Origin of the sequence: Pantoea wallisii, assembly GCF_002095485.1 — a bacterium.
Taxonomy (GTDB): Bacteria; Pseudomonadota; Gammaproteobacteria; order Enterobacterales; family Enterobacteriaceae; genus Pantoea; species Pantoea wallisii.
This window is the reverse complement of record NZ_MLFS01000041.1, coordinates 1-22735: the sequence shown is the minus strand read 5'-3', so window position 1 is coordinate 22735 and position 22735 is coordinate 1. Positions and strand designations below refer to the sequence as shown.

23 protein-coding genes and 1 pseudogene are annotated in these 22735 nt (G+C 54.0%); 14 read left to right on the top strand and 10 right to left on the bottom strand.

The genetic code is table 11. The features are described 5' to 3' along the window. Nucleotides 1-18: 18 nt before the first annotated feature. Nucleotides 19-678, bottom strand: a complete 660-nt coding sequence (locus HA48_RS14570) for a carbonic anhydrase (RefSeq protein WP_128601964.1) — start codon at nt 676-678, stop codon at nt 19-21. 109 nt (nt 679-787) lie between these two features. Between HA48_RS14570 and cynR the strand changes: the two genes are divergently transcribed. After that, complete coding sequence (gene cynR / locus HA48_RS14565; protein WP_128601963.1) at nt 788-1678, top strand: transcriptional regulator CynR; 891 nt, start codon at nt 788-790, stop codon at nt 1676-1678. Nucleotides 1679-1834: 156 nt separating this feature from the next. Here cynR and HA48_RS14560 read toward each other — a convergent pair whose 3' ends face one another. Next, nucleotides 1835-2050, bottom strand: a complete 216-nt coding sequence (locus HA48_RS14560) for a YdgH/BhsA/McbA-like domain containing protein (RefSeq protein WP_128601962.1) — start codon at nt 2048-2050, stop codon at nt 1835-1837. Nucleotides 2051-2527: 477 nt separating this feature from the next. Between HA48_RS14560 and HA48_RS14555 the strand changes: the two genes are divergently transcribed. Then, the gene (locus tag HA48_RS14555) at nt 2528-3091 is read left to right on the top strand and encodes a TetR/AcrR family transcriptional regulator (protein ID WP_128601961.1); all 564 of its coding nucleotides are present in this window, start codon (nt 2528-2530) and stop codon (nt 3089-3091) included. 1 nt (nt 3092) lies between these two features. On the opposite strand, the gene HA48_RS14550 is transcribed toward HA48_RS14555, so the two are convergent. From HA48_RS14550 to HA48_RS14535, 4 genes are all read right to left on the bottom strand, one after another. Then, the gene (locus HA48_RS14550) at nt 3093-3674 is read right to left on the bottom strand and encodes a TetR/AcrR family transcriptional regulator (RefSeq protein ID WP_128601960.1); all 582 of its coding nucleotides are present in this window, start codon (nt 3672-3674) and stop codon (nt 3093-3095) included. Between the two features lie 241 nt (nt 3675-3915). Continuing rightward, a complete protein-coding gene (locus HA48_RS14545) occupies nt 3916-5334 on the bottom strand; it encodes an efflux transporter outer membrane subunit (protein ID WP_128601959.1) in 1419 nt (472 codons plus the stop codon). Further along, nucleotides 5334-8495, bottom strand: a complete 3162-nt coding sequence (locus HA48_RS14540; protein ID WP_128601958.1) for an efflux RND transporter permease subunit — start codon at nt 8493-8495, stop codon at nt 5334-5336. Before HA48_RS14540 ends, HA48_RS14545 begins: the two co-directional genes overlap by 1 nt. A gap of 1 nt (nt 8496) precedes the next feature. After that, nucleotides 8497-9645: an efflux RND transporter periplasmic adaptor subunit gene (locus HA48_RS14535; protein WP_128601957.1), complete on the bottom strand. Its 1149-nt coding sequence runs from the start codon at nt 9643-9645 to the stop codon at nt 8497-8499. Nucleotides 9646-9937: 292 nt separating this feature from the next. Here HA48_RS14535 and HA48_RS14530 point away from each other — a divergent pair, with 292 nt between their 5' ends. The 4 genes and pseudogenes from HA48_RS14530 (at nt 9938) to HA48_RS14515 (ending at nt 12052) form a co-directional block, all read left to right on the top strand. Continuing rightward, nucleotides 9938-10459, top strand: a complete 522-nt coding sequence (locus HA48_RS14530) for a GNAT family N-acetyltransferase (RefSeq protein WP_128601956.1) — start codon at nt 9938-9940, stop codon at nt 10457-10459. Between the two features lie 133 nt (nt 10460-10592). Continuing rightward, a complete protein-coding gene (locus HA48_RS14525; RefSeq protein ID WP_128601955.1) occupies nt 10593-10811 on the top strand; it encodes a ParD-like family protein in 219 nt (72 codons plus the stop codon). Beyond that, nucleotides 10792-10973, top strand: a pseudogene (locus tag HA48_RS22565) (type I methionyl aminopeptidase); the annotation flags it as partial. The gene HA48_RS14525 and the pseudogene HA48_RS22565, both read left to right, overlap by 20 nt. 134 nt (nt 10974-11107) lie before the next feature. Then, nucleotides 11108-12052, top strand: a complete 945-nt coding sequence (locus HA48_RS14515) for an alpha/beta hydrolase (RefSeq protein WP_128601954.1) — start codon at nt 11108-11110, stop codon at nt 12050-12052. A 271-nt stretch (nt 12053-12323) separates the two neighbouring features. On the opposite strand, the gene HA48_RS14510 is transcribed toward HA48_RS14515, so the two are convergent. Together HA48_RS14510 and HA48_RS14505 are read right to left on the bottom strand one after the other, a co-directional pair. Next, nucleotides 12324-13571, bottom strand: a complete 1248-nt coding sequence (locus HA48_RS14510) for an MFS transporter (protein WP_128601953.1) — start codon at nt 13569-13571, stop codon at nt 12324-12326. A 5-nt stretch (nt 13572-13576) separates the two neighbouring features. Then, nucleotides 13577-14470, bottom strand: a complete 894-nt coding sequence (locus tag HA48_RS14505) for a dihydrodipicolinate synthase family protein (RefSeq protein WP_128601952.1) — start codon at nt 14468-14470, stop codon at nt 13577-13579. Nucleotides 14471-14687: 217 nt separating this feature from the next. Between HA48_RS14505 and HA48_RS14500 the strand changes: the two genes are divergently transcribed. The 3 genes from HA48_RS14500 to HA48_RS14490 all read left to right on the top strand — a co-directional run bounded on the left by HA48_RS14500 (nt 14688) and on the right by HA48_RS14490 (nt 17099). Then, nucleotides 14688-15995 (top strand): aminotransferase class I/II-fold pyridoxal phosphate-dependent enzyme, encoded by a 1308-nt coding sequence (locus tag HA48_RS14500; protein WP_128601951.1) that lies wholly within the window; start codon nt 14688-14690, stop codon nt 15993-15995. Nucleotides 15996-16049: 54 nt separating this feature from the next. After that, on the top strand, nt 16050-16688 hold the full coding sequence (gene leuE / locus HA48_RS14495) for a leucine efflux protein LeuE (protein WP_128601950.1): 639 nt from the start codon (nt 16050-16052) through the stop codon (nt 16686-16688). Nucleotides 16689-16784: 96 nt separating this feature from the next. Further along, a complete protein-coding gene (locus HA48_RS14490) occupies nt 16785-17099 on the top strand; it encodes a DMT family transporter (protein WP_128601949.1) in 315 nt (104 codons plus the stop codon). Nucleotides 17100-17144: 45 nt separating this feature from the next. Here the strand turns inward: HA48_RS14490 and HA48_RS14485 are convergent, their stop codons facing one another. Further along, entirely contained in the window at nt 17145-17747 is a 603-nt protein-coding gene (locus tag HA48_RS14485) for a helix-turn-helix domain-containing protein (protein ID WP_128601948.1), read from the bottom strand. A gap of 43 nt (nt 17748-17790) precedes the next feature. Between HA48_RS14485 and HA48_RS14480 the strand changes: the two genes are divergently transcribed. Both HA48_RS14480 and HA48_RS14475 read left to right on the top strand, forming a co-directional pair. Further along, a complete protein-coding gene (locus HA48_RS14480) occupies nt 17791-18480 on the top strand; it encodes a B3/B4 domain-containing protein (protein WP_128601947.1) in 690 nt (229 codons plus the stop codon). Between the two features lie 142 nt (nt 18481-18622). Beyond that, nucleotides 18623-19189 carry a LysE/ArgO family amino acid transporter gene (locus HA48_RS14475; protein WP_244182862.1) on the top strand — a complete coding sequence of 189 codons (567 nt, stop codon included), beginning with the start codon at nt 18623-18625 and terminating at the stop codon, nt 19187-19189. A gap of 301 nt (nt 19190-19490) precedes the next feature. Here HA48_RS14475 and HA48_RS14470 read toward each other — a convergent pair whose 3' ends face one another. Next, entirely contained in the window at nt 19491-20426 is a 936-nt protein-coding gene (locus tag HA48_RS14470; RefSeq protein ID WP_128601945.1) for a LysR family transcriptional regulator, read from the bottom strand. 99 nt (nt 20427-20525) lie between these two features. On the opposite strand from HA48_RS14470, the gene HA48_RS14465 reads away from it, so the two are divergent. The 3 genes from HA48_RS14465 to HA48_RS14455 all read left to right on the top strand — a co-directional run bounded on the left by HA48_RS14465 (nt 20526) and on the right by HA48_RS14455 (nt 22587). Then, the gene (locus tag HA48_RS14465) at nt 20526-20960 is read left to right on the top strand and encodes a DMT family transporter (protein WP_128601983.1); all 435 of its coding nucleotides are present in this window, start codon (nt 20526-20528) and stop codon (nt 20958-20960) included. Between the two features lie 9 nt (nt 20961-20969). Next, the gene (locus HA48_RS14460) at nt 20970-21461 is read left to right on the top strand and encodes a DMT family transporter (RefSeq protein WP_128601944.1); all 492 of its coding nucleotides are present in this window, start codon (nt 20970-20972) and stop codon (nt 21459-21461) included. A 121-nt stretch (nt 21462-21582) separates the two neighbouring features. Next, nucleotides 21583-22587, top strand: coding sequence for an LLM class flavin-dependent oxidoreductase (locus HA48_RS14455; protein ID WP_128601943.1), 1005 nt, complete (start codon nt 21583-21585; stop codon nt 22585-22587). Nucleotides 22588-22735 lie beyond the last annotated feature (148 nt).

The window sequence follows — 22735 nt, the reverse complement described above, 5'->3', positions numbered from 1 at the left end:
CTTAAATACGTACGGGGTTCAGGCAACGTGCCTGGCTTGTGTGGAAACTGCGCTTACTTCCGGATTGTCTGCCAGGGACACAAAGGCACCGGTGCGGCCGTCAAAGGCGTCGATACGCCCGCTCTCAATGTCGTAAATCCAGCCATGCAGGGTTACACGGCCCTCTTCCAGCGCCAGGCGAACCGACGGATGCGTCTGGATATTAGCCAGCTGCGCGATAACGTTTTCGCGTACCATAGCCGCAACTCTGGCCGGCTGATCGGCATGCTGGCGGGCCTCATTTACCACCCGCGCGGAGTCGGCATATTTCAGCCAGCTGGACACGGCCGGCATATGGTCCAGGCATTTACAGGTGGCAACGGCGGTCATGGCGCCGCAGTCAGAGTGCCCGCAGATCACGATGTCGTTGACCTTAAGCGCGGCAACCGCATATTCAACTGATGCCGACACGCCGCCTGGTTCCGGACCATAAGACGGCACAATGTTGCCGGCATTACGGATGACAAACAGATCGCCAGGCTCGCGCTGGGTGACCAGCTCAGGCACCAGTCGGCTGTCGGAGCAGGAGATGAATAACGCTCTCGGGCTCTGCTGGTTCGCCAGGTTCCTGAACAGCTTTACGCGCTCAGGAAAAGCGTTCTTCTGGAATTTCAGAAACCCTTCAATAATCTCTTTCATGGTTGACGTCTCAATGTCGTTTGTGTGTAACAGAGAATAAACAGCGCGTGACATAAGGTAAAAGTCTCATTTATTATGAATTAAATCAGGTAATCTTATGAGGTAAGCCATGCTCGCCCGTCACATACGGTACTTTCAGGCTGTTGCAGAACACCTCAGCTTCACGAAAGCTGCCGCCGCTTTGCACGTCTCTCAGCCAGCCCTTTCGCAGCTCGTTAAGCAGCTGGAAGAGGAACTGGGTACGCAGTTGTTTGACCGTACGGGACGTACAACACGCCTGACCGATGCCGGAGAGGCTTATCTGCAGTATGTGCGCCGGGCGTCTCAGGAGCTGAGGGAAGCCACCCGCGCTATTCATGACGTGAGCGATTTGAGCCGGGGATCACTGCGCTTAGCCGTGACGCCGACCTTCACCACCTATCTGGTCGGGCCGCTCATTGAGGCATTTCACTTACGTTATCCGGGAATAATGATTAACGTGCGGGAAATTTCACAGGAGCGCATCGAGGAGATGCTCCTTGCGGGAGATCTGGATGTGGGGATCGCGTTCGGTGAGGTGAACAGTCCGGATATTGACGCAATCACCTTGCTGGATGAGACCCTTGCCCTGGTGGTCAGCACCCGGCATCCACTGGCAAAGTCTGAATCGGTCGGTTTACAGGCACTCAGCACAGAGGCTCTCGTCCTGCTCAGTAAAGAGTTCGCGACCCGCGAACAGATTGACGGCTACTGCCGTAAACACGGCATACATCCAAAGGTAATGATGGAGGCTAACGCGCTCGGTGCGGTAATAGAAATTGTCCGCAGGACACTTTTATCCACGCTGCTACCCGCAAAGACCGCCCTTGCTCAGGCTGATCTGGTCGCGATCGCGCTTAAACCTGAGCGCCTGACGCGCACCGCAGTGCTTATGCAGCGCAGAGATGCATACCAGAGCTTTGCCGCCCGGGCGTTTACTGAGATGGCCGCAGAAGTATCCGCTCAGCTGAGTGTAGAATAAACGTTATCACTCAATAAGACGGAGGCAGAGCGGTTCAGGGATGCCGGCTGCCGTGTCGAAAAAGTCAGTACCTGATCTGTTGTGCAATAAAATTCAGATGCGAAAAAGGCCACCCGACAGGTAGCCTCTTCCGGCACTTCCCTTTGCGACCATCCCTTATTTGTGTAGCTCTGCGGTCATATGGATGATGTTACTGGTGCTGGCCTCGGTGATGGTGTACCGGGCGCCCTGCTGCTGCGCCTGCGCAGCAATTTTAGCTTCAGCACCGTCCAGTGTGGAGCCTGTCGCAGTAACAGTTTGCGCGAAGCCTGATGCTGAGATCAGTGAAAGAGCGGCAACGGCGGCGATTGACATAACTTTGATAGTTTTCATGGTCTTAATCCTTAGTTTGGGTAGTTGATACATGTCTGCTTTCGATGGAACAGAGATTAACTAACCCATGCCATAAGGTAAAAGTCTCAATTATTATCAAGTGAATCAGATAATGTTATGAGTATAGTTATACTCATCGGGCATTTTCTGATGAGCGCGAATCCCGACAGCTCCAGGAAGAGGAAGCAGGCAAGTAGCCTGAAAGCCTTATGGGAAGCCGCCGACAAGGACGGCACGCCCGTCGAAGATTAACGAACCGGATTATCGATAAATGGTCAGGATAGAGATGTTATGTTTAATGTCGTGGGGATTTTTAGTTGGCAAAGATAAAACGTCTGTATACCGTTACTGAATAATCATATACCCCTACCCTGTACACACTCCTGATTCGCCTCTCATTAAATTCACCCTTTAAAATACTATGGTTATATATATCAATAAATAGTAAAATGTTCCTTTCATTTGTCCGGAGTTATTATGAATCGTAGCGATCAAATTCTCGATGCAGCCGAGCAATGTATGCGGCAGAAGGGTTTCCATCAAACGACAATCCAGAATATTGCCAGCCAGGCAGATGTCAGCATTGGTTTGATCTATAAGTATTATAAAAATAAAGAGGCAATTATTGAAGCGCTGGTTAAAAATGTGGTGCAGCGCATGATCGCTTTACTGAATGCCGATTTCGCAAAGATCGCCCATGCGGGCGGAATCATCCATTCCGCACAAGATATTGTGCCCCCGGATGTCGAGAAAAGCATTGTACTGCTGATAGAGATATCGTCAGAAGCCACGCGCAATGAACGGATTCAGCAGATTATGCATGATGCCTGGCAGACTTTGAAAAATAATTTTATTCTGCAGCAACAGGGATTTAATCCGGCATTGGAGGCTAATGTGATTCAAACCCGTTTGTATGTAATGTCATTGGTGATAGATGGGATGATCATTCGTCGCTGTATGAAGCAACGCGACGTACCCATCAGCTTTATGTCATTTTTTGATACGGTTACGCATGACGTCAATCTGCACGCCACCACGTAAATCACTGCAACAGATGGCGGCTAAGAATACCGTCAATGCGCTTCAGTTCTTGCTGGTCCACCTTTTTCTCACCAAATGCACGACAGGCCACGCCATCCACCAGCATCAGCAAAAATTGAATGCGGTTAGTGCGCGTTTGCGGACTCGCCCCGGGACTTTTCTGTGCAAATTGCTTGTCTAGCTCCGCAACCAATAGTTGCTCCTGATGTGCCAGCATTTCCCGGACCGATGCATCACGAGACGCCTCCGAATACATTTCAAGCAATAAACACCGATCCTGAAACGGCCAATCCTGCCAAAATGAAGATTCCGCATCAATAATATCTTTAGTCGTGGTTTGTTGTGGCAAATTGGTCGCTAAAAATACACGCCAACTCACTGCGATACTTTTTATCGTTTCATTGACAAGCAACTCTTTACTACAGAAATAGCGATATATCTGGCCCGCCCCTAAACCCGATTCACGGCTAATATCGGCCATGCTCGTGCCATGAAAACCGGAACGACTAAAACAGTTTTTCGCTGCCGAAATGATTAACTGCTGACGCTGTTGTAAGAAAGTTAAATTATCTGGTTTGCTCAAAGATATCTCCTGAAAACAGACTGCGATATAACGCTATTTATTTAATTTTGGTACATGGTACGCGAGGCAACAGTTCGATGGAACCCCGATAATAAATCCTGCCACAGGATAGGCTCTTGACCGCAACTATGGCGCATTTTTATTCGCGTCTGATACAAGCTCCATGAATGGCAACCCTACAAAGATATGACGTAATTTTGTAGGGTGCTCACTCATGTGCGCCAGCGTGCGCCCAATGAACCTACAGTTTCAGCTTTGACTCCTCCCGCGCCGTGCCGCCGCCCATTACCTTGTAGAAGGTGTTGAGGTTCTGATAGTACGCCTGTTCAACGCTGACCAGGCTGGTCCGCGCGGTATAGAGCGTACGCTGCGCGGTTAACGCATTCAGATAAGTATCTACCCCACTCTGATAACGCAGGTCCGCAAGGTGATAGTAAGTTTGCGAGGCAGCAACGTTGTTACGCTGGCTGGTCAGTTGTTCGTTGATAGTGCCACGGCGAGCCAGTGCATCAGCCACCTCCTGAAAAGCGGTTTGCACCGATTTTTCATATACCGCTACGTAATACTCCTTCTGCGCTTTGGTGTAATTCAGCAAGGAAACATTGTATCCACCTTTAAATATCGGCAGTGAAATACTCGGTGCAAACGACCAAATGCCCGCGCCGTTTTTGAACAACGACGAAAGATCGGCACTGCCGACGCCACCACTGGCGGTCAGTGAAATACTCGGGAAGAAATTGGCACGCGCCGCACCGATGCTGGCATTTGCTGCTTTCAGATTATGCTCGGCCTGCAACACATCGGGACGATTATTCAGAGCGTCCGAAGAAACGCCAGCCGGCACTTCACGCAATGCATGACCAATTGCCTCAATGCCCTGCGGCAGCAGATTATCCGGCACGCTGTTACCCACTACCAGGTCCAGCGCGTTCTTATCCTGCGCCACGCTGGTGGTGTAGCTGGCCACATCCGCCTGTGCAGACTGATAGGTGGTTTCTGCTGAAGCCACATCAACCATCGAATCGACACCGTTTTGCAGACGTTTTCGCGTTACGTCCAGTGACTGGCGCGCACTCTCTGCCGTCTCCTTCGCAATCGCCAGATTGCTGCGGTCGGCTGCTAACTGTAGCCAGTAATCCACGGTACTATACAGCACCGTCAGGCGCGTACTGCGTGCGCCCTCCAGCGTGCCCAGATAGGTTTCATACTGCTGACGCGACAGGCTCTGGTTTTTACCAAACAGATCCAGCTCGAATGAACTGACGCTCCCTTCCGCTGAGTAGGTATTAGTCAGGGCGGTTTGATTGCCCTCTCCTGTCAGTGCGCGTGAGCGAGTCCCGCTTATGCCAGCGCTGAGTGTCGGGAAGAGATCGGCACGCTGCTCACCATACTGCGCATGCGCCGATTTCACACTCGCTACCGCTTCGCGCAAGTCACGGCTGCTATTCAACGCCATCGCGACAACCTGGCGGAGTTGAGTATTCAGCACATAATCCTGCCAGCTGATATCACGGTAGTTAGCCGCTTTCTCTTGTTCGTTGTGCCGGGCATCATCAGCAAGGACGGCTCCTCTGGGACGCTCGTAATGCGGATCCAGCGAAACGCATCCCGTCAGGAAACAGGGTAAAAACACCGCTAAAAGTTTTGCAGACATGGCCATTACTCCTCCGCCTTCACAGTTGATTGGGTTGACTGTGCATCATCCCGCGGAATCGCCGGGAAGACGCGACGGACCAGCACAAAGAACAGCGGTACAAAGAAGATAGCCAGCAAGGTTGCGGTTAAGGTCCCGCCAATAATACCGGTGCCGATGGCGATACGGCTGTTGGCCCCTGCGCCGGTGGAGATCGCCAGTGGCAGCACCCCAGCGGTAAACGCCAGCGAGGTCATGATGATAGGACGTAAACGCAGAGTGGCCGCATGAACCGCCGCTTTAACAAGGTTCTCCCCCTTGCGATAGTGCTCTTCAGCAAACTCCACAATTAAAATGGCGTTCTTCGCCGACAGTCCGATGATGGTGAGCAGCGCTACCTGGAAGTAAACATCATTTTCTAAACCTCGCAGCGTGATCGCCAGCAGCGAACCAATCACCCCTAACGGCACCACCGTCATGACGGAGAACGGCACTGACCAGCTCTCATACAGAGCGGCAAGGCACAGAAACACCACAATCAGTGAGAACGCATAGAGCGATATCGCCTGGTTGCCCGCGAGTTTTTCCTGATACGAGAGTCCGCTCCAGGCGAATGTCGTGCCGGCAGGCAATTTCGTCGCCAGTTTTTCCATCGCAGTGATAGCATCTCCGGAACTCTTACCCGATGTAGCCGAGCCTTGAATCTCGTAGGATGCCAGGCCGTTATAACGCGACAGCACATCCGGGCCATACGCCCACTTCGACGATGCAAACGATGAGAACGGCACCATCGTGGTGTTACTGCTGCTATCGGTTCCACGTACATACCACTGGTCAATGTCTTCTGGCTTACTGCGGAACTGTTGATCGCCCTGCATGTAGACCTTTTTGACGCGACCGCGATCGGTGAAGTCATTGACGTAACTACCGCCAATGGCTGCGCTCAGCGTGTCGTTAATGTCACTGATGGTCAGGCCCAGCGACTGCGCTTTGGCGTCATCAATATTGACATCCAGCTGCGGCAGATCCGGCAGGGAGTTGGCACGAACGGCACTCAGTGCCGGGTCCTGATTCGCGGCTGCGAGCAGTTGATTACGCATTTTCAGCAGTTGGTCACGATCGGTGGCTCCGCGCGCCTGAAGTTCAAAGGTGAAACCATTGGACTGACCAAGCCCGGACACCGACGGTGGCGACAGCACAAAAATCTGCGCATCACGGATACCCGACAATGCCGCCATCGCGCGGCCAGCAATCGCATCGGCGCTGTTCTCACTGCCTTTACGTTCACTCCAGTTCTTCAGCGAGATAAAGCCAATACCGGCGTTCTGACCGCTACCCGCAAAGCTAAAGCCGTTTACCAGCATGCTGACGTTAACGTTAGCTTTCTCACGGGTGGCAAAGTACTGCTGTACCTGGCGACGTACTTCACTGGTACGATTCTCGGTGGCCCCCGGCGCCAGCTGGTACTGCACCATGATGTAACCCTGGTCTTCGGTTGGCAGGAAGCCGGTTGGCAGGCGCATATAAAGCACGGCACAGCCGATCAGCAGCACGCCGTACAGCAGCAAATAACGTACGGAGCCCTGTACCACATGACCGACGCCGTTTTGATAGCGCGCCTGAACTTTTTCATAGCTGCGGTTAAACCAGCCGAAGAAGCCTTTACCGCCACTTTCATGATGATGTGATTTGAGTAAGGTGGCACAAAGTGCCGGCGTGAGCGTCAGCGCCACAATCACCGATAGCACCATAGACGAAACAATGGTGATGGAGAACTGACGGTAGATCACTCCCGTCGAACCGCTGAAGAATGTCATTGGCAGGAATACGGCAGAGAGCACCAGCGCTATACCGATCAGCGCACCGGTAATCTCTTTCATGGATTTTTCCGTCGCCTCACGTGGCGGAAGCCCCTCCTCCCGCATCACACGTTCCACGTTTTCAACCACGACTATTGCATCATCTACTAATAAGCCAATGGCGAGCACCATGCCAAACATGGTGAGGGTGTTGATCGAGTAGCCGAAGAGCGACAGCACGCCAAAGGTGCCCAGTAATACCACGGGAACAGCAATCGTCGGGATAAGCGTGGTCCGGATGTTCTGCAGAAATATGAACATCACAATGACAACTAAAATCACCGCTTCGATTAGCGTCTTTACCACCTCTTCAATAGAGATTTTCACGAAATCCGTGCTGTCGAGCGGATAAGCAATTTCATAGCCCGCAGGCATGCTGCTACGGAATTCATTGATGGTGGATTTCACCTGTTCCGCGGTTGAAAGCGCGTTGGCACCCGAAGCCAGTTGTATTGCCATGCCTGATGCCGGATGGCCATTCGCCAGCACATTGGCACTGTAATCTTCATTTCCCATTTCAACGCGGGCGACATCACTCAGCCGCACCACGGAACCATCAGTCTGGCTTTTCAGCACAATGTTGCGGAATTGCTCAGGCGTTTGCAGACGAGAGCGGGAACGTACCGTTGCCACTAATTGTTGCTCTTTGCTCGCAGGTTGCGCGCCCAACTGCCCGGATGAGACCTGCGTGTTCTGGCTCTCAAGCGCGGCCGTGACATCGGATGGCATCAGGGAGTAGGAAGCCAGTTTGCTGGGGTCAAGCCAGATACGCATTGCATATTCAGCACCGAACACCTGCACACTTCCTACACCCGGCACTCGCCCGAGAGTATCTTCCATGTTACTGACCATATAGTCGGCAACATCAGATGAGCTGCTTTTATTAGTTTTATCGTACACCGCAAGAATGAGCAGAAAGTCGCTCTGCGCTTTCTCCACGGTGACGCCCTGAGTGGTCACGGCGGTCGGCAAGCGGCTCTCTGCCTGTTGCACCTTGTTCTGCACCTGTACCTGAGCAATATCGGGATCGGTACCCTGCTGGAAAGTGACCGTGATTTTCACCTGGCCGGTCGACGCGGTACTGGTGGCGTTGAAATAGAGCAAACCATCCAGTCCGGTGAGCTGCTGTTCAATGACCTGGGTAACGCTGCTTTCCAGCGTTTCCGCTGATGCACCGGTATAGGTCGCCTGGATGCTGATCTGTGGCGGTGCAACATCCGGATATTGCGCAACCGGCAGGCTGTTAATGCTGAGGATGCCAAACATCATGATGCAGATAGCGATTACCCAGGCAAAAACCGGACGACGAATAAAGAACTGAGCCAACATATTATTTGCCCTCGCTGGTCACGGCTTTATCGTCTGACGTTACTTCGACTGCTTTAACGCTCATTCCCGCCTGCACTTTCCCGGTGCCTTCAACGATCAATTTGTCACCGCTGTTTAATCCGGAGGAGATTAGCCACTTGTTGCCAATCACGCGATCGGCCACTACTTCACGGCTTTCAACTTTGTTCTCTTTATCCACTACCAGGGCCGTCGCATTGCCTTTCGCGTTGCGGGTAATCCCTTGTTGCGGCGCCAGGATGGCATCGCTTTTCACGCCATTGACCACGCTGGCGCGAACATACATGCCGGGCAACAGTTCATGTTGCAGATTCGGGAAGAGCGCACGCAACGTAACGGTGCCGGTAGCTTCATCCACCGACACTTCAGTCAACTCCAGCCTGCCGGGGTGATTATAGAGAGTGCCATCTTCCAGTTTCACCGTCACAGGCACGGCATCAGTGTCCTGTTGCAATGAGGCTTGCTGACGTTTCAATTTCAGCAGTTGCACGCTGGATTCGGTAAGATCAACATAGATAGGGTCAAGATCACGAATCGTCGCCAGAGCCGTTGTCTGGCTGGCCGTTACCAGTGCGCCTGGCGTCACCGATGAGATACCAATACGGCCGCCGATCGGCGCTTTAATTTGGGTGTAATTGAGGTTAATGCGCGCGCTTTCCACGGCAGCACGATATTGATCGACTGAAGCGACGTTTTGTTGATAGGTCGCCTGCGCATCATCAGCATCCTGACGCGACACGCCATTCTCTTTCACTAGCGCCGCATATCGCTCAGCTTTTAATTGGCTGCTTTTCACCAGAGCCCGGGCATTCTTCAACTGCGCTACGGCCTGGTCGTAGCTGGCCTGATAGCTTGAAGGATCAATTTGATACAGCACCTGGCCGGCTTTGACTTCATCACCTTCGGTAAACAGGCGTTTAAGAATGATGCCATCAACCTGCGGCCTCACTTCTGACGTCATACTCCCGGTTACCCGCCCGGCAAGTTCACTTTCCAGATTAACGGATTGATTATGCAGTGTTTTTATACCAACTTCTGTGATGGTGTTTGGAGTGGATTGCTGACTATTTTGATCGCAAGAGGCAGCTAATATCATCAGCCCGGCGATCATGCCGCGTTGAAAAGTCTTCATGAAATACCTTGTAGTGAACGTTCATTCTCACAGGAGATTTTAATGAACCCGTCACAAAAAGTACGTAAGCAAAACGAAAAGATTGACATTAGATTGTGCCGTGCAAATCAATGCTACACGGCTTTGTTTCACTCTCTTCCGCTGCAAAATAATCAGGGGATGTTTTCACCCTTAGCGGATATCAATTTACTCAGCGCCCATAGCTTATGCAGCAAACCACGTGATACGTTGATTCATAGATCGTTGTGCATCCAATATCCAGTCAACATACTCACATGAAAAGGAGTGTCAGATGGTTTTAGAAACTGCACGTTTGAGGCTCGAACCCTTCCATGACTCACACTATGAGGGATTAAGGGTGATGGATAATGATGCCGGCGTGATGCGTTATATCAATAATGGCGTTATCAAAACACCGGAAGAGACCTGGGAAAACATCAGGCGTGTTCAGGCCCGATGGGAAAAATATGGTTTCTCGTGGTGGGCGATCAAAGAAAAAGCTTCAGAGACCATCGTTGGTGCAGCATGCCTTCAGCATCTGGCGAATGTAGAGGACGCCCCTTTAGAGATTGGCTGGCGGCTTGTCCCGGATCAGCATGGTAAAGGCTATGCGACAGAAGCAGCTAAAGCGATTATTAATTTTGCGCAAGAGCAGACAGGCGCGACGTATTTAGTGGCGGTTTCCGATCCTGAGAATATCCCTTCTCAGCGAGTGATGCAGCGGTTAGGTATGACTTACAAAGCGATAGAACAGCATTATGACGTGCCCTGTGTTGTTTATGAGCTAAAAATTGATGGCGCTGAGCGGTTGTAATGGGATGGGATGCAATGTCCGCTAAGTGCCAGAAGCGGACGTTGCTTACATCGCGCTATGTTAGTTTGCTGGCAACAGGTCAGTCCCTGATATAAGTTACGATTCACATATATATTGTTATGGTATGTGTACAATGGATATCGTTAAAATTTCCGATTTTTTGCAAAATGACATCCGTGATGCCAGTAAGGCCATGTCACGCTCAGTGAATGCTCAGGCTGAGTACTGGCTCCGCCTGGGTATGTTAAGCGAGCTTTATCCTCATCTGAATCATCATGAACTCAAAATGATAATGCTGGAATCCGCCTCCGGCCGGTTAATGGAAGTGATTAATGCTGCAAGTTCCCGTTAAGACTGCTGACAAGCTTGCCCGTCAAAGGCACGCTGGTGCTTTACTTGCTTCTGTTTTTGACATGCTGCATATGACGATTGTTCCGGGGATTAGCACGATGGAAACAATAACTGGGCCGGACTCTTGATTGTCGAACACCGACAGGCCCGCCCGGCGAGCAAAGATTAATATGTTTCGAAGAGCGAACTTTCAGAAATAATGAATTTATCCGGGGCTGGCCAGCGGATAACCCCAGTTAAAAGACTTGCTGGCTTTTTTGCAAGAGTTAAAAATACCCGCGATTTCCAGGAGCCCTTATGAAAAAACACCTTTGTCTTACATTAATATCCATTTCGTCATTGTTCTTTTTAACTTCTGCTGTATTTGCAGATACTCAGGAAAAACGCATGAATCCGATCCCTCAGGGGGGACCAACTCTACACGACAAATCTTATTCCCCTTCCTTTTCTGATGTTTCTTATGGAGAAGATTCCAGTACTCAGAAACTGGACATCTATCTTCCCATGAATACAAAAGGGCCTTATCCTGTGGTTATTTATGCTCATCCAGGAGGTTTTAAATTTGGAAACAAAAAAATGGCCAGCTTTAGTATCGTGGATGCCATCTTAAAGAAAGGCTATGCATTTGTCAGTGTTGATTACCGGTTATCCGGAGAGAGTCGCTTTCCGGCAGCTGTTCAGGATTTCTTTCTGGCTTCAGAATTTATTACATCACATGCAAATCAATATCAATTGAACCCACAAAGATTATATTTTTATGGAGAGTCAGCCGGTGCAAATATTGTTTCCCTGGCCGGACTAGCTTTCGATGACCCGACATTCAATGCCGGGAAAAAGCATCCTGAAAACTTCATCAAACCTGAGGGCGTGGTGGCACTGTATCCCCCGGTTGACTTCAGTAAAATACAGAATTTTGTGACTGGTCAGGGATGCCCGGTGAATAATGATAACCATCAACCAACCCTTGAAGAGCAGTATCTCGGTGGTACACTGTCTGATAATCAGAAAAAAGTGTATGCGGCTAACCCGGCGATCTATGTAAAAAATAACGCACCATCCTTCTTTATAGAAAATGGGAGTAATGACTGCAATGTTGGCACAGGCCAGTCAGCCATTCTTGTTAGCGCGCTGAAAAAATATAATATCCCTGTTAGTTATAAAATGATTCAGGGAGCAGGTCATGGTGGTTTACCATTTGAAACCAGCGAAAATATCAGACTCATAACTGATTTTCTGAAATAAAGTAGCTGCTGTCATTGTTAACCCACTTTCTCCTGTGCTGAGTAAGTGGGTTAACATGAATTTGACTGTTTCAAATATGAAATGTTTGAAGGCTGGCTGATAAGATTATGGCGCGTCCGCTCTTCGCTCATAACAGACATTGACCTGCAAACCAGTCCGCTTTGTGCCAGAAGCGGACATTGTCTGACTTGCACTGTTGAACTTTCAGCCGGAAATAAACCTTTTATAAAGGCATCCTTTATTGAATGCAGTAAAAGGTAGTCTTTGTTTATTAACACCTGTCCCGTTCGCCGCTTTCCGGAGGACTAAGGGAAGCCAGCGTCCGTTCTGTTATCGCGATGCTGATAAAAGAAGCCAGTACAATGATACCGAGAGCCAGTGGCCAGCCGCTGTCCGTCAGTATCAGCCTGCCGGCGGCGGCCGAGCCCAGCGAGCCCGCCGTGATTTTCAACGCGCCGACCCAGACGAATACCTGCCCCCGGCACTCCGCAGGGGAATATTCGCTCCGCGCGGCCAGGGTAGCGGCAAAAAATCCTGCGTTAAGCATGCCGGTTACAAAAAAAAGCAGAAGCAGAACAGCAAAGTGCATGTTCAGCAGGATTAGAAAGACACCGGCAGCAATGAAACAGGCAAAGCGGACCATGAGGGTATCGGGTTCGCCGCTGAGCGGGCGAGCCATCAGGTATGCGGAGCCGGTAAGGTTACCGCTGCCATAAGCAACGGTCAGATAAGCCGCCGTGGTGGCCGCCACGCCGAGCGCTGGAGCCAGGCTGACGGCCGTGACCGGGAGCACCGCCACGCAAAAGGCCACGGCAAGCGTCAGGTACAGCGTTCTTCTCAGGCGAACATTCCGGACGATAAGCCTCATCGTCGCAACAGGCCCCGGCACCTGCCGGTTTTCACCTGCGGCGGCACCGGAGGTGTGCGGAATGCGCATGATAAAAAAAGCGGCCAGCGCCGTTGCGGCCGCCAGCGCATACAGGGCTGCGGAAGGAGAAAACCAGGCGGCAAGCGCCGCAACCAGGGAAGGCCCGACCGTGCCGCCCAGCCCGTAGGTTGCCACGTCCCAGCCGTGTGCCCGGCGCTGACTTTCCCGGGAACGGCCGGCAATGGCCGGAAGGTGGCTGCTGATGCCGCCCGTAAGCAGCGGCCCGCAGAGGCCAGCTCCGGCCAGCAGGACGCCTGTTATAAAGAGCGGTACGGAGGAGAAGGTCAGCGTCGCCGCCAGGATGAACCCGGTATGAATCAGGCAGGCGGCAGCAATGACGCGCCGGCCGTCATGTGCCGTGTCCAGACGGCGGGCAATGAAGGGGCCGGCAAGGTGAGGCAGCGTGATGCAGGCGGCCAGCGTGCCGGCCCAGGCGGCGGACCCACTTCCGGCAACACACAGAAGGATCACTGCCAGGACGCCTCCCCCGTCAGCCAGCCGGGCAAGCGTGGCGGCCAGCACGTACCGGGCCAGTCCGGCTCTGTCCATACCCTCCGCCCGGGCGCAGCCTGACAGTGCTTCCTCTTTCATGTTCCTTACCTCAGTGCAAGGCTGCGGATAACGGCAGCGACATCTGCAATATCACCGGCAGAAAGCGGACGAAGAGGCCGGGGCAGGCAGTCTGGGTCCGTCAGCCCGAGTGCGCCGGCGGCAGCGGCCATTACGCGGATGCTGCCGCCGTGCTTACGGAACAGGCTCCAGAGCGGCTGCAGGCGATCGCTGAGCTGTACGACCCGCTCACGTTCTCCCCGGGCCGCCGCGTCGGTAATTTCTTTTGCCGCGTGCGGAAACAGGCCGCCGCAGACGGAGTACCAAACCTCGCAGCCAGCGTTGAGTCCGGTTGCGGCGCTGGCGTCGCCGCTGATCCCGACCGTCACCCCGTCAGGCAGCGTCGACTTCAGCCGCTGCACGCGCGCCCGTGCGTCATCCGGCGAAGACGGAACGCCCGGAATTTTAACGGAGCGGATACCGGGCAGCCGGGCGATGCGTCCGTGCAGCTCGTCTGAGAATTCAAAGCGCGTCGTGCCGGGGTTGTCGTAGATGCACACCGGCACCGATACGTGCTGCATCAGCGTCTCAAACAGGCCGAAAACCTCATCATCCCTGAGCGTCTGATACGAAACCGGCGGCAGCAGCAGCGCATCAGCACCGGCCGCCTGTGCGTCATCAGCCAGACGCAGCACCTCATCGGTGCTGACCGAGCCGACACAGACCATGACCGGAATATTTCCTGCATGTGATTTTGCAATGCCGGCTATCCGGCTGCGCTGCGGACGCGTCAGGTAGGCGTAGCTGCCCGTTGAGCCAAGAACGCCAATCGAATCGGCGCCGGCGGACGTAATACGTTCAAGAATGCGAATAAAACCGCGTTCGTCAAAACCGGCGGGTGTGACGGGCGTCAGCGGAAAGGCGCTCAGACCGGTAAACATAGAATGCTCCTGCAGGGTTGATTTGGTTGAATACCGGCGAGAATAGCAGCAGCGTAATTTATTGTCACATGACAATGTTTGCAGGAAAAGATATAATGCCCTCAGGCATTATTTTTATTTACGGCACGGATATTCAGCAGGCACTGTCGGTCAGCAACCAACATTGCCCCCTGAAAATTTCTTTCCCTGAAGGCTGGCTGAGGCCGGAGCAGAGACAATGACAGCATCTGAAATTTTTGAATCCGTCAGGCAGAAAGTCCGCACAGGCAGGCTACAGCCCGGTGACGCGCTGCCGCCCGTCAGGGAGCTGGCCGTCCGCCTCGGGGTGCACCGCAACACTGTTGCCTCAGCCTACAAAAAGCTGGCGGCAGCCGGCATCGCGGTCACTAACGGGCGCTACGGCACCACCATCACACAGCCTGAAGACGTGACGGAACAGGAAGGCCCCGCCAGTCAGACAGTGCTGACTGATGTGTCAGGTGGCAATCCGGAGCCGTCCGTGCTGCCGGACCTGGCGCCGCTGCTGCAGGCCGTCAGCCTGACGCCGCGCAGCTATGGCGGAAGCGTCATCAACCCGTGTCTTGAGAAAGCGGGCCGTGAGTGGTTCAGCCGTGACGTGCCCGGTACGTTTGGCCTCGGCCTCACGCATGGGGCAGTTGACGCCATTGAGCGCCTGATAACCGGCTACCTGATATCTGGCGAGAAAATTGCGGTTGAGGAGCCCTGCTTTCTGAGCAGCATCAATGCCATTCGCAGCCTCGGATACGTTCCGGCCGGCGTGCCGGTTGACCGGCACGGCCTGCTTCCCGGCCCACTGCAGGAGACGCTGGACGCGGGGGCGCAGGTCGTGATCGTCACGCCCCGGGCGCATAACCCCACCGGCTGCAGCCTGAGCCCGGAGCGGGCGGCAGCAATCAGGACCGTACTGGCCGGCTTCCCGCACGTGATGGTTATCGTTGACGATCACTTTTCGCTGCTTTCGGCGCACGAATATCAGAACGTGATTGCTGCTGAAACGCAGAACTGGGCCATTGTCCGCTCGGTTTCAAAATTTTACGGCCCTGACCTGAGGCTGGCGCTGGTCGCCTGCAACCCCGGCACGTCAGAAAGACTGAGCCGGCGCATGGCCTCTGGCACGCACTGGGTCAGCCATATCCTGCAGGACATGACGGAGAAGGCGCTGTCATCTGCGGCCGTGGCGCGCAAAGTCAGCACAGCAGCTGCTCTCTACAGGGACAGGCGTAACGTTCTGCTCGCCGCGCTTCGCGCATGCGGCGTGGAGGCTGCGCGGGAATACGACGGGCTTAACGTCTGGCTTCCACTGTGCAGGGAACCCGCCGCGCTCGTCAGCCTGATGGAAGCGCGCGGCTGGCTCGTCCGCGCGGGCACAGGCTTTTATCTTTCGGAGCCGCAGTACGCTATTCGCCTGACGCCCGGCTCACTCAGCGATGAGCAGTCTGAGGCGCTGGCACAGGACCTGGCGGACGCGCTTCATGAGTCAGGCAACGCGGTCAGCCTGTTCTGACGGGCCGGCCAGGGCATATTTTCTGCGTCACAGACGCAGCCGGAGAGGTAACACATGTTTCATGACTATGGCGTGATAAATTTCTGGACGTTTCTCGCCGGCGCGCTGGTAATCGTGATGATTCCAGGCCCTAACAGCCTGTACGTACTGCGCACGGGAATAAGCCGGGGGATGCGCGCCGCGTACCGGGGCGTTGCCGGTGTGGTGCTGGGAGACATGTTTCTTATTTTTCTGGCCTGGGCCGGCATCGCCACGCTGATTCAGGCAAGCCCGCACGTGTTTACCGCCGTGAAGTACCTGGGTGCGCTCTTTCTCAGCTGGCTGGGCATAAAAATCATCTGGTCTGCCCTCCGTCAGCCTCCGCAGGACGCGCCGGTTCCGGCGGTCAGACAGGAGAACTACTTTCTGAAGGCGCTCATGCTGAGCATCACGAACCCGAAATCTATCCTGTTCTACGTCTCTTTTTTTATTCAGTTTATCGATCCGGCCACGGCACACAGTGCGCTCGCATTCAGCGTGCTGGGCGCGGTGCTGCAGCTCATCAGCCTGTCATGGATGACGTTTTTACTGCTGACCGGCGCGGCGGTTGCCCGCTGGCTGGGCACGCGCAGGCGCCTGGTCGCACTGGTCAATTCGCTCACCGGCCTGCTGTTTATCGGCTTTGCCGCCCGGCTTGCCGCCACGCAGAGCTAAAAGAACCAGTCCACTGAATTCCGGCCGTGGCGGGACGACCCGCGCACAATCAGGGCCTTTTACGGGACGACCCAAAGAGTATAAGGAGAAGTATCTATGGCCTGGTTAATGCTTGTTGCTGCAGGTTTGCTTGAGGTGGCCTGGGCATATTCAATGAAGCTGTCGGAGGGCTTCACGCGCCCGCTTTATACGCTCGCCACCGTGGCCGGCCTGATAGTCAGTTTTGCTCTGCTGGCGACCGCCATGCGCTCCCTGCCGCTGGGAACGGCCTACACCATCTGGACCGGCATTGGTGCTGTCGGATCGTTTATTGTGGGGCTGTATTTTCTGGGAGAGCCCGCGACCCCGATGCGCATACTCGCGGCGGTGATTATCATAGCGGGCCTCGTTATGATGAAGCTCGCGTCCTGACGGCGTGACGCTCTCAGTGATGGCATGTATCTGCCATCACTGTTCTCAGCGGCCCTGTTCGCTCACTGTCATGGTGAATACCAGCGCGCCCTCATCTGCGCAGGCATAGCTGTGCGGCACGTCCGTGCGGGCAACCGCCGAACAGCCTTCCCCGATGATAAAGCTTTCCTCTCCCACCGTCAGCTGCAGGGATCCCTTCACAACGTGGAGAAGTTCGCTTGTGCCATAAGAGTGTCCTCCGGTTTCAAAAATCTCGTTCGGGTGCATTTTCCATTCCCAGAGCTCAACCATGTCCGGGCCGCTTGTGCCGGCAAGCAGGCGCGCGCTGCCTCCATGTTCTCCGTGCCACAGGCAGGGGATGTCATCCGCAGAAATAACGTACACGCTTGGGCTGCTTGCCACGTTAACGATGTCCGCTACTGAAACGCCCATGGCCGACGCCAGCCTGCAAAGCAGTGCGATGCTGGGATTGGCTCTGCAGGCTTCAATTTCCACAAGCATGCCTTTGCTCACGCCCGCCTGCCTTGACAGCTCATCCAGCGACATTTTCCTCTGGCTGCGATATTGCCTGACGGCGGTCGACAGAGCCTCATTAACAACGGAAGCATCAGCGCCCGTCACGGTCGGTATATTGACTTTTTTGTTCACCGGTCATTATCATGTATTGAAATGGTCATTACAGGATTATCTAATGTTCGCAGTACATCCGTCAATCAGCCCTGATGTCGCAAAGCTGGCGCCAGGTTTTCGCGCACTGAGCATCAGCGTGACTGCCGCCCCGGTAGTTAATGCCAGCGTCGGCGAGGTCGCGTTGCGCAGAGCGTGTGAAGACGTCCTCGCCGGTCAGCCTGACTGGGCGGACGCCCATCTGAATGCCTGGTCAGAGGTCTTTCGCGCCTTTGGGGCAAAGCCAAAGCGCACACCCTGCTCGGCAGAGACACTACGCAAACGCGTGCTGAGAGACGGCTCCATGGCGGCCCTTGACCCGGTAGTAGACCTGTATAACGCAGTAAGCCTGCGCTACGCCGTCCCTGTTGGAGGTGAAAACGGAGATGCTTATCGTGGCAGCCCCCGCCTTATAGTAGCCAGCGGAAACGAGCCGTTTGATTCGCTGAAGGATGGTCAGGCCACTGTGGAGTATCCTGATGCAGGTGAAGTGATATGGTGCGACGACGCGGGCGTCACCTGTCGCCGCTGGAACTGGCGTCAGGGGGTGCGGACCCGCCTGAGCGCGTCAGATAAACACATGTGGTTTATTCTGGAAAGCCTGCCTGAAATGCCGCTCGATGCCCTGCAGGAAGCCGGAAAAATGCTGACCTACGGGCTGGAGGCCATGATGCCAGGCCTGCAGTACAGCGTGTCGCTTATCGAAGCATCCTGACCCTGTCTTTGCTCCTGAGCCGGCACAAAATCCCGGCTTATCCAGCGCGGGCGCAGCCCGCGCTTATTCCTGACCTTATTCAGAGTGATATATGTACTTATCTGCAATTCCAGCCGGCTTTGCCACCGGTGCCGGCCTCATTATGGCCATTGGCGCACAGAATGCATTTGCCCTGCGCCAGGGGCTTCAGCGCAACTTCGTCTGGCTGGTCGTGGCCATCTGCTCTCTGGGCGATATTGTGCTTATCCTGTCGGGCGTGGCGGGTATTGGCCGGCTCGTACAGGCGTGGCCTGGCCTGCTGCAGGTGCTGCGTTTTGCCGGCGCGGCGTTTCTGGCTGTATACGGGCTGATGGCGGCATGGCGCGCCATAAAGGGTGCGGAGGCGCTCAAGCCTGCTGACAAAGGCGCCGGAAGCCGTAAAAAAGTGCTTCTGACCTGCATGGCCTTTACGTTTTTGAACCCGCACGTTTACCTGGACACCATGGTGCTCGTTGGCAGTCTTTCCACACGTTATCCCGGCGCAGGCAAGTCGATGTTCGGCTTCGGGGCCTGTATTGCCAGCGTGGTGTGGTTTACCACCCTGACATTCGGCGCGCGATTTCTTCAGCCGGTTTTTCACAGGCCCGTTGCGTGGCGCGTGCTTGATGCTGCGATAGCCCTGTTTATGCTTTCTCTCAGCGCCATGCTGGTTGCAAATCCTATTCAATAAAAAGAAGAAGGCTATCGCTGGCAGCAGTGTGATTTCGTCTGCTGCCATTTACAGTTCCTTTTGCAACGTAACCAGTTCAATACCATGCAATATGAATGTCCGCTTTTCGCTCATAGCGGACGTTCACCTATTTCCGTCCGCTTTGTGCCAAAAGCGGACATTGTCAGTTTGACGGGTGCGAAGAGCGGGCTGTGCGAATATTTAAAATAACCTTCTGTATAAGCAGCATCTACCACCGTAGTTGGTGTAGCTGCTGTAAGCGACCAGCTATTTTAAAGATGAGCTATAAAGCCAGAATATCTTATTCAGACTGCCAGTAAAGCGGTGAGCCGAACGCTTCAAGGTAGTAATCGATAATAGCCCGAACGTTCAGCGGAGGGTGGCGGGCATTCGGATAGATTGCCGCGATATGCTGCGGCTCTGTTTTTATGGATGAGTCAACTTCCGGCAGCAGCACGACCAGTTCACCACTCTTCAGCCGTTCGCCAATCAGCCAGTCAGGAAACAGCACGATCCCCATCCCCCCAAGTGCGGCAATCAGCAACGTTTCAGCATTATTAGATGACATCAGCGGCGAGACGGGATAGTGCACCCATTGCTCCCCATGACTGCGCAGCAGCCAGCGGTTTGGTCCTGAGGAGCCACGATAGACCAGGCATTTATGACGCGCGAGCTCTTCAGGTGATTCAGGTATACCGTGCCGGCGAATGTAATCCGGTGATGCGGCGAGATGATAGAACTGCTGACCAAACACACGTGCATGAAATGAGGAGTCCATTAGCGCGCCAATCCGGAAAATCACGTCAGCCGGATCCCGGTGTGGATCGATGTAATCATCGGTCAGCGTGAGATCAATGCTGAGCCTTGGATATCGCTCCGTCAGACCAGCTAATGCGGGAGCCACATGCCGCTGCCCAAAGAACACCGGTGCGTTTATACGGACTATTCCTGAAGGCTCAAGTGTTCTTTCGTTGAGCTCCCGCCGCGCCTCCTCCAGGCTACCCGTCATGGCCCGCGCATAGCGGATAAAAAGATGGCCGCTTTCTGTCGGGATAATTGCCCGGGTATTGCGGTAAAAAAGTTGCTGCCCGAGAGCATCCTCCATCTGATAGATAATGCGCGAGACCTGAGAGGCAGATATCCCTTCCCGGCGTGCCACCACAGAGAAATTCTGCGACTCATAAACGTCTATGAAAATCAGCAGGGCGCGAATACTGATATTACCGGGCTCATTCATTGATGCATATCCTGCACAGGTGTTTATCTCATTATGGCATTTTTCTCACGTTTGTTAAGGCGTAGTCTTCTCCGCCTGGACAACCGGAGACTAATTGCTATGCATCTGATACTGATTTTAATTGTAATTGCCGGAGGCATGGGACTGTCCGTAGAGGCAGGATTGCTCGGGCCACTGGGTGGAGAGGTCGGTGACCTCTGGGCTACCTTCAGCGTATTTAGTGTGGGTGCAGCGCTGACCTTCCTGCTTATGCTTTTTTTCAGCCCGCGTAACAGCCCGTCGTTCTTTGCGCAGCCTTCCTGGCAACTGCTTGGCGGCGTGCTTGGGCCGATTTACGTCACCATCCTGACTGTGGCAACGCCGGCAATCGGCATCGCCATGACCATGATCGGCATCCTGGCAGGTCAGGTTTTCAAGAGCCTGATCATTGATCACTTCGGCCTGCTCGGTACGCCGCACAGGAAAATAGACAGTAAACGCATCATCGCGCTGATTTTCATCATTGCAGCGCTGGTTATGGTTGCACAGGGGTAAGGTAACGTTATGACTTTTATCATGATTCTTCTCGCCGTCGTCGGCGGTACCATGCTGAGTATCCAGGCGGCTATTAATGGGCAGCTGGGCAGTAAGGTCGGAGTATTCAAAAGTGCATTCCTGACGTTTTCGATCGGTGCGCTGGTGACGGGGCTGCTGATTCTCTTCTTCGAACCCAAACACGCCCTGACCCTGATGGACGTGCCTAAATGGCAGCTGCTGGGTGCAATGTTTGGCGTGCCGTATATCGTCATTATGGTACTCGCCGTCCAGCGCATTGGCGCTGCGGTTGCCACGGTCGCCGTCATTTTTGGTCAGCTGACCATGAGCATGTTGATTGATAACTTTGGCTGGCTGGGGAATGAGTCGATTCCGTTCTCAATGAGCCGGCTCGGCGCCGTTGTCTTCCTTGGCATCGCGCTCTTCTTCATTTACTCCAGCAGCAAGCCCAAAGCCGCACCGGCGAAAAAGACTCTGCAGCAGGCGGCCGCTAACGAATAAGTTCAGTCAGTCCTGATAATCACACTTTGAGAGGTTCCGGGAATGAATCCGGAACTTCCGCCCTGCCGGCTCCTGCAGCCTGCAGGGAAATTCTTAACCTGAAGAATTGAAAGGAAGCCAGATGAAGAACTATGACTCTGTACCTCTTTCGGTACTCGATTTATCCCCGATCACGCAAAACTCAACCGTCGCACATTCCCTTCATCGCTCAAGAGAGTTGGCTCAGCTTGCCGAAAGAAAAGGCTATTTTCGTTACTGGATGGCTGAACACCACAACATGCCGGACATCGCCAGCGCATCCACGACAGTCGCTCTCAGCCATATTGGCGCACACACATCGACTATCCGTATTGGTTCTGGCGGCATCATGTTGCCAAATCATGCACCGCTCATCGTGGCAGAGCAGTTCGGCACGCTGGATGCTCTCTACCCCGGCCGCGTTGATATGGGACTCGGTCGTGCTCCCGGCACTGACCAGCTCACCATGCGTGCGCTAGGGCGTGATTCAATGTCACGCGGGCTCGACTTTCCGGATCAGCTGGACGAACTGATGGCGTTAATGGCGCTCCCGGAGCCACGTCAGATGCTTCGCGCTATTCCGGGTTCAGGCTCGGACGTGCCAGTGTGGCTGCTGGGGTCAAGCATGTTCAGCGCACGTCTGGCAGCCCAAAAGGGCCTGCCACTGGCCTTTGCCGCACATTTTGCCCCGGACGCCATGAATGAGGCCATCAACACTTATCGCCGTGAATTTAAGCCTTCAGCGCAGCTGCAGCAGCCCTATGTACTTATCTGCGTCAATATTGTGGCTGCCGAGTCTGCCTCTCAGGCCGAATACCTGAGCAGCACAGAGAAGCAGAAATTCCTTAATCTCATCCGTGGAGTGAACGTTCAGCTTCCCCCTCCTGTGGAGGAGATGGACGAACTATGGACAAGTCATGAGAAAGCCGCAGTTGCCTCCCTGCTACGTGAGTCAATCTGGGGTGATAAGGCGATTGTCCATGAACGGTTGCAAAGCCTCGCAGAGAGAACCGGCACGGATGAAATTATGGTGAACTCCTGGATTTACGATCACCAGGCGCGTCTCAACTCATATGAAATAGCAATAGACGCATGGCGCAGTCTCTGATGACAGGGTCATGACAAACTGAGATTGCTATCTTCGAATGAGCATAAGTCTTTTGACAATGGATTGTATAGCCATGTTCATTAACGTCCGCTTCTCGCACATAGCGAACATTGACAGCTAACTAAGCAGTTGCCATCAGACCCCAGCC